This is a genomic window from Kiritimatiellia bacterium (genome assembly GCA_025054615.1).
GTDB lineage: Bacteria > Verrucomicrobiota > Kiritimatiellia > CAIVKH01 > CAIVKH01 > JANWZO01.
The window spans coordinates 205,397-212,670 of the sequence record JANWZO010000001.1 but is presented as its reverse complement, the minus strand read 5'-3'; the positions used below and the strand labels follow the sequence as shown (position 1 = coordinate 212,670).

Here is a 7,274-nt window from a genome sequence, read left to right as displayed (position 1 = left end):
TACCACTCCAGTGCGAAACCGCCTGGCATTGCCGGGCTGGCCCGCGTCGTGGGCAAGCCGATCCGCACCCGACGCAGTTTGATGCCCAAAGTCCGTCGTGTCAGCTTATGCTGCCGGGCCGAGAAGCCATTCGAGATAGGCCTTCCACCACGAGTGGCCGCCGAGGATCCAGATGGCGGCTGAGGCGGAGAGATAGGGGCCGTAGGGAATCCGGCTCTGCCATGCGCTGCGGCCGGACGCGATGAGCGCAACGCCGACCGCCGAGCCGAGCAGGGAGGAAAGGAAGATCGTAAATAATATAGCCTGCCAGCCGAGCAAGGCGCCGATCGCGCCGAGCAATTTCACATCGCCCAGTCCCATCGCATCCTTTTTGAACACCAGCTTCCCGAGGAGAGCGACCGCGAACAGCAGGCCGGCGCCGGCGGACAGCCCGATCAGCGAATCGAGCAGCGATTCGGTCCACTCCGTTTTGCCGTGGAGCGAGGGGAGCAGCCCGCTGACGGCCAGTCCCGCGACCATGCCGCCGAGAGAAATCCGGTCCGGGATGATCATGAAATCGAGGTCGATAAATGACGCCGCAATCAACGCCGCCACGGCGGCCATGTATACCGGCGTGCGGGGGTCGAAGCCGTACGCGTTCCAGATGCCGAGAAAGAGGACGGCCGTCAGCAGTTCGACGAACGGGTAGCGCAGCGAAATCCGGCCTCTGCAGTCGCGGCAGCGGCCACGCAAGAGGAGGAAGCTGACGAAGGGGATGTTGTCGTACCACCGGATGGGCGATCCGCACGAGGGGCAGCGCGAGCGGGGGCGGATGATCGACTCGCCCCGCGGAATCCGGTGGATGCAGACGTTGATGAAGCTTCCAACGCACGCGCCGCCGAAAAAGGACAGCAGCGTGAAGTAAGCGGTCCACGCTGCGCCGCTCATATGCCGTAGACGGCTTTGCGGAGCGCGGAGCGCATGGCTTCGATCGGCGGCTCGACGCCCGTCCAGATGGTGAATGCGCGCGCGCCCTGGTGCAGCAACATGCCGAGGCCATTGGCGGTCTGCGCCCCGCCCGCGGCGGCGGCTTTCATGAAGACCGTTCTCGGCAAGTGGTAGATGAGATCGAATGCACGTTGGCCAGGCCGGAAGGCGTCGGGCTTGAGGAGGCTTTCGTCGCCGTCTTTCATGCCGACGGGCGTCGCTTGCACGACGAGATCCGCCTCGCGGGCGCGCGCGGTCTGTTCGGACTCTCCCGCGGCGACGTGGACCTCGACCGCCGGGAAGAGGCTACGGATTTCCTCGGCCACGCGCCGGCAGCGCTCGAGGTCCAGGTCCGACAGCGTCACGGCTCGCGCGCCGTGGCGGGCGGCTGTCAACGCGCACGCGCGCCCGGCGCCGCCCGCGCCGAGGATGAAGACCACGTCGCCCTCGACTGTCCGCCCGAATGCCTCCTCGAGCGCGCGCAGAAAGCCGTAGCCGTCCGTGTTGTGCCCCACCAGCCGCCCGTCCTCCGCGAACTGGACGGTGTTCACCGCGCCGAGGAGTCTGGCGGAGTCGTCGAGGTGCTCGAGCAGCCGGAAGGCGATCTCCTTGTGCGGGATGGTCAGGTTGACGCCGCCGAACCCCATGGAGCGCATGGCGGGGAGGACTGTCGCCAGCCGGTCGGGCTTGACGTCAAACGCCAGATAGATCGCGTCCCAGCCGAGTGCCTCGAAGGCGGCGTTGTGCATCGCCGGCGAGAGGGTGTGTCGGATGGGGTGTCCGAGGACGGCGAAAGGGCGGGTCGATCCGGTGATATTCATGCGATCCTCCTCAGGTGGGGCGGGGCGGCGCGGCGGGCGGCTCGACAGGGAGTTCCGGGTGCCACGGCGGTTCCATCGCCTGTAAAATCGGCGCGGGAAATTTCCATGCTATGGAAAATCTCCTTCAAAAATTTCCATGCAATGTAAAAGCGCCCTGCGCGGGCTTCCATGCTTTGTAAATTCCATAGCATGAGCATGGACGTTCCGCGATTCCGCCGCGGTTCGCGGAGCGGGGGCGACGGCGGCGGAGTATGGCGGGGGCTCGGGTCGGATGCGAGTACGGAATTCGGCCATCCTTCCGCCTAGACGCGGTTTGCGGCGGGCGCGTCGGCGGCCTTGGGCTGTTTGTGTTTCTGCAGGTATAGGTACCGATTGAGCGCGTTGAGGTAGGCTTTGGCGGCGGCCTCGACGATATCCGTGCTAGAGCCCTTCGCTTGAACGGCCTCGCTGCCGAAGCGGACGCGCAGGGAGACTTCGCCGACGGCGTCTTCGCCCTTGGTGATGGCCTGCAGGGAGAAGTCCTCGAGGGTGCCGTCGACACCGGTAATCCGGTCGATGACCTTGAGGGTGGCGTCGACGGGCCCGTCGCCACAGGCGGCGTCGGTGGTGACGGTGTCGCCGTGGCGGAGGCGGACGGTGGCGGTGGGGACGCAGTGGGAGCCGGTGGTGACCTGCATAGATTCGAGGGTCCACACGCGGGGGGTGTCCTCGGCCTGTTCCTGGACGAGGGCGATGAGGTCATCGTCGTAGACGAATTTCTTTTTGTCCGCGAGGTCCTTGAAGCGGGCGTAGATGGTGTCGAGCTCGGCCTCGTTGAGGCTGAACCCCATTTTTTCGAGGTGCTTGGCGAGGGCGTGGCGGCCGGAGTGTTTGCCGAGGACCAGTTCGGTGCCGTGCAGGCCGACATCCTCCGGGCGCATGATTTCGTAGGTTTGCCGATCCTTGAGCATGCCGTCCTGGTGGATGCCGGACTCGTGCGCGAAGGCGTTCGCACCGACGATGGCCTTGTTGCGCTGGACGACGAAGCCGGTCATGCGGCTGACGAGGCGGCTGCTGCGGATGATTTCGCGTGTGTTGACTCCGGTCCACAGACCGCCGAGCGCGTCGGCGCGGGTGCGGATGGCCATGACGACTTCTTCGAGGGAGCAGTTGCCGGCGCGCTCGCCGATGCCGTTAATGGTGCACTCGATCTGGCGGGCGCCAACTTTGACGGCCGCAAGGGAATTGGCGACGGCGAGGCCGAGATCGTTGTGGCAATGGACGGAGAAGACGACGCCGGGTTTTTTGACGCGTTCGATGAGGTAGGCGACGAGTTCGGCAAACTCGTCCGGGACCGCGTAGCCGACGGTGTCTGGAATGTTAAGCGTGGTGGCGCCCGCCTCGGCGGCGGCGGTATAGAGTTCGGCGAGGTAGACGCGGTCGGCGCGAGTGGTGTCCTGGGCGGAATATTCGACGTCCGGCGTGAAGGTCCGCGCGAGTTGGATGGCTTTGACGGACATTTCGATGTTTTTCTCGCGGGACATTTTCAGCATGTTCCGGAGGTGGATGTCGCTGCCGGAGCTGAAGGTGTGGATGCGGCGGCGGGGCGCGGGCGCGAGCGCCTCGCCGGCCTTTTGGATGTCGATCTCTTTGGTCCGTGCGAGGGCGCAGATGACGGGGCCGCGAATCTCCTGGGCGATGCGGTGGACGGCCTCGAAGTCGCCGGGGGAGGCGATGGGGAAGCCGGCCTCGATGATGTCGACGTTCAGGCGAGCGAGCTGCCGGGCGACCTCGAGTTTTTCATGAATATTCATCGTTGCGCCCGGGCATTGTTCGCCGTCGCGCAATGTGGTATCGAAAATGAGGACCTGTTTGGATTTGTCTGGCGTCATATTGGAATTCCCATGTTGGAAATCCGAAGGGATGAACAAATTTAGAACAATACCGTTCCCGCGGGTTGCGGCGGTGGGTCTTCCATCGATGCCCGGGGACCGGCAACGAGGAGGGATCAACCCACCGCCGCGCGAAGGGCGAGCAGGCGCCGCAGAATCAATGCGAGAGCGCGAGCGCTGGATTGATCCAAAGCCATAGAGAGACATATAGGATGGGTTTGGGACAACGTCAAGCGGCGGCGGTGGAAGAGTCGTTTTTTGCAGGCGCGACATTGACAACCATTGGTTTGCCAGTACTCTGCGGCATTTACGGGCCGCCGGGGGCTGAATTTGGAAGGACGGAATATGGCATCGTTTACGATTCGTAAGGGATTGAATATTCGGTTGGTCGGGGCGCCGGAGCCGGAGATTGCAGATGCGCCGGAATCCACGGCTGTTGCCGTGATCCCGCCGGAATTTGGGCCAATCAAGGTTCGGCTGGACGTGCAGGAGGGCGCGCGGGTCCGACGGGGCCAGGCGCTGTTTCACGACAAGAAGAACCCCGCGATGCGCGGGACGGCGCCGGCAGCCGGCGTGGTGACGTCGATCCAGTTGGGCCCGAGGCGAGTGGTGGAGCGGATCACGATTCAGGTTGAAGGGGACGACGTCGAGCCGTATCCCCGTCTCGATCCGGCGGCGGTTCGGAAGGCCGACCGCGCCGAGATCCTCGATGTGCTTTTAAAGTCGGGGTTGATCCAGTTGATTCGGCAGCGTCCGTTTGGGCGCGCGGCGAATCCGGAGGCAACGCCGAAGTCGATTTTCGTGAATGGGATGGCGACCGGTCCTTATCAGCCGGACATCAACGTGATGATCAAGGGCCGTGAGACGGCATTTCAGGCCGGGATCGACGCGCTGACGAAACTTACTCCAGGGAAGGTGTTTCTCTGCCTTGATGGGGCTCGCCAGAACGCGGCCGCCCTGACGGACGTGAAGAATGCGGAGGTTCATACGTTTGAGGGGCCGCACCCGTCCGGCAATACCAGCGTGCACATCAGCCGGCTGGACCCGATGAAGCCGACCGACGTGATTTGGACCGTCAAGGCGGTCGACCTCTTGCAGATTGGACATTTGTTGCTGAACGGCGAAGTGCCGTCGCATCGGATCGTTTCGCTTGGGGGGCCGGCGGTGCAGGAGGGTCGGCGCAAATACTATCGCGTGCGCATCGGCCAGCCGCTGAAGACCTGGCTGGATCCCCATCTGATAAAGGTCGAGACGCGAGTGATCCGCGGCGATATTTTCAGCGGAGAGAAGGTGGCAGCGGATGATGTGGTGCGGTTGCTGGACAACGGGTATACCGTGCTGGCGGAGGACCGGACCCGTCATCTTCTCGGTTGGGCGATGCCCGGCTTTTCGTATTTCAGTGTTTCGCGCGCGTTTCTGTCGCCCTGGCTGGGCGGGCTGAAACGTGAGTGGGCGCTGGGCACGAATCAGCACGGCGAGCTGCGCCCGATGGTGTTGACCGGCCTCTACGACAAGTACATGCCGCTGAATATCATGGTGGATTACGTGGTCCGCGCCGTTCTCGCCAACGACACGGAGGAGGCGATCAAACTGGGGATTCTGGAAACGCTGCCGGAGGATTATGCGGTCTGCGCATTTGCATGTCCGTCAAAAATGGATTTAGTTGGGATCATCCGGAAAGGATTGGAAGATATCGAAAAAGAGGGCATTTGACGTGAAAGCGTTTCTGGAGAAGCACCTGGAGAAGATCCGCCCGCTTTTTTTGCCGGGCGGGAAGTTCGAGCGGCTGTATCCGCTGCATGAGGCCAATGAGACGTTCCTGCTGACGCCGGCGGAAGTGACGCACGGCCCGCCGCATGTCCGCGACCAGCTCGACCTCAAGCGGACGATGATCATGGTGGTTTTCGCGCTGATCCCCGCGACCTTGTTCGGCATCTTCAATGCGGGCTATCAGCACAACCTGGCTCACCAGGTGGCGGGGGCGACGTTTTGGGACCATTTTTTCAAGGGACTGGCCATCTGCTTGCCGATTATTCTGACGTCCTATGCCGTGGGCGGCTTTTGGGAGGTTCTCTTCGCGATTGTACGGAAACACCCGATCAGCGAAGGGTTTCTGGTTTCCGGGCTGTTGTTTCCGCTGACGCTGCCGCCAACCATTCCGCTTTGGCAGGTAGCGCTCGGCATCACGTTTGGCATCGTGATCGGCAAGGAAATTTTTGGCGGTACGGGGTTCAACGTGCTCAATCCGGCGCTCACCGCCCGCGCATTTCTCTATTTTGCCTATCCCGCGCAAATCAGCGGCGACAAGGTCTGGGTAAGCGGACCGGACGGTTTTACCTATGCCACGCCGCTCGGCATCGGCATGGTCCCTCACGCGGGCGAGACCATCACTGAGACGCTCGAGAAAGCCGGCTTTACTTTTGAGAAAATGCTCATCGGCCTTGAGCCCGGCAGCATCGGCGAAACGTCCGTTATTGCCTGCCTCATCGGAGCGGCGATTCTCGTCCTGTCCGGAATTGGATCTTGGCGGATCATGGTAGGCGGCGTGCTGGGGTTGATTTTCGGGTCGTATCTGATGCAGGCGATTGGAAGCCCGAATCTGAAGCCATTGGTCGACCTGCCGTTCTGGTATCACATGGTGATCGGCAGCTTTGCCTTCGGGATTGTTTTCATGGCGACGGATCCGGTTTCGGCGGCGGCGACGAACGCCGGCAAGTGGATTTATGGTTTCCTGATCGGTTTCCTCATTCTGGTGATTCGTGTCGCCAACCCCGCTTATCCGGAGGCGGTGATGCTGGCGATTTTGTTCATGAATGTGATGGCGCCGCTGATCGACCATTACGTGGTGCAGGCGCACATCAAGAGGAGGGCTCGCCATGTCTACGCCTAGGGGGGACGGATACGTCGTCGGCTTTGCGGTCGCCGTCTGCCTTGCGTGCAGTCTCGTCCTGTCTGCCGCGGCGTCGGCGCTGAAGGCCAAGCAGGAGTACAATGTGGAGATGGATCGCAAGCTCAACGTGCTAAAGGCATTTGGCTATGCGATTCGCGATGAGCAGGGCCGCCAGATCAGCAGCGCGGAGGTCGAGCGGATTTTCAGGGAAAAAATTCGGGAGATCATTCTTGACGGCGAGACGGGCCAGCCAATTGAAGGTCTTACCAGCGCGGATGTTGATCCCAAGGATGTTGCCGCCAGAAAGCGCCTGCCCCTCTACACCTATGAGGAAAATGGCGAGGTTGTCAAATATGCCATCCCGATCTCGGGCAAGGGCCTCTGGTCGACTATTTACGGCTATCTTGCCCTGAACAAGGATCTCGCCACGATTGCCGGCGTAACCTTTTACAAGCACGGGGAGACGCCGGGCCTGGGCGGCGAGGTGGAGAAGGATTGGTTCCAGAACAACTTCAAGGGCAAAGTGATCTGGCGGGACGGCCAGCGCGTCCCGTTTGAAGTCGTCAAAGGTACGGTCGCCGACCGCTATCCCCAGGGGAATGACCACGCGGTCGATGGCATTAGCGGCGCGACGCTGACCGGCAAGGGCGTGACCGAATTTATCAATCGGGACCTTGATTTGTACGAAAAGTATTTCAAGTTGATTCGACGCTCGTAGGAGAGTGC

Annotated in this window: 6 protein-coding genes; 3 read left to right on the top strand and 3 right to left on the bottom strand. The window is 62.2% G+C overall.

The annotated features are described in order from the left end of the window. Positions 1–105: 105 nt before the first annotated feature. The 3 genes from NZ740_00925 to NZ740_00915 form a co-directional block, all read right to left on the bottom strand. Positions 106–927: a prepilin peptidase gene (locus NZ740_00925; protein MCS6770571.1), complete on the bottom strand. Its 822-nt coding sequence runs from the start codon at positions 925–927 to the stop codon at positions 106–108. Beyond that, complete coding sequence (gene aroE / locus NZ740_00920) at positions 924–1,787, bottom strand: shikimate dehydrogenase (protein ID MCS6770570.1); 864 nt, start codon at positions 1,785–1,787, stop codon at positions 924–926. The genes NZ740_00925 and aroE overlap by 4 nt, the downstream gene beginning before the upstream one ends. A gap of 302 nt (positions 1,788–2,089) precedes the next feature. Further along, complete coding sequence (locus NZ740_00915; GenBank protein MCS6770569.1) at positions 2,090–3,658, bottom strand: 2-isopropylmalate synthase; 1,569 nt, start codon at positions 3,656–3,658, stop codon at positions 2,090–2,092. Between the two features lie 345 nt (positions 3,659–4,003). Between NZ740_00915 and nqrA the strand changes: the two genes are divergently transcribed. Genes nqrA through nqrC form a run of 3 tightly spaced genes read left to right on the top strand, consistent with a single transcriptional unit; the run spans position 4,004 to position 7,266 of the window. After that, on the top strand, positions 4,004–5,371 hold the full coding sequence (gene nqrA, locus NZ740_00910) for an NADH:ubiquinone reductase (Na(+)-transporting) subunit A (GenBank protein ID MCS6770568.1): 1,368 nt from the start codon (positions 4,004–4,006) through the stop codon (positions 5,369–5,371). Between the two features lies 1 nt (position 5,372). Next, positions 5,373–6,548, top strand: a complete 1,176-nt coding sequence (locus NZ740_00905) for an NADH:ubiquinone reductase (Na(+)-transporting) subunit B (protein MCS6770567.1) — start codon at positions 5,373–5,375, stop codon at positions 6,546–6,548. Then, positions 6,535–7,266, top strand: a complete 732-nt coding sequence (gene nqrC / locus NZ740_00900) for an NADH:ubiquinone reductase (Na(+)-transporting) subunit C (GenBank protein ID MCS6770566.1) — start codon at positions 6,535–6,537, stop codon at positions 7,264–7,266. Before NZ740_00905 ends, nqrC begins: the two co-directional genes overlap by 14 nt. The last annotated feature ends 8 nt before the right edge of the window (positions 7,267–7,274 follow it).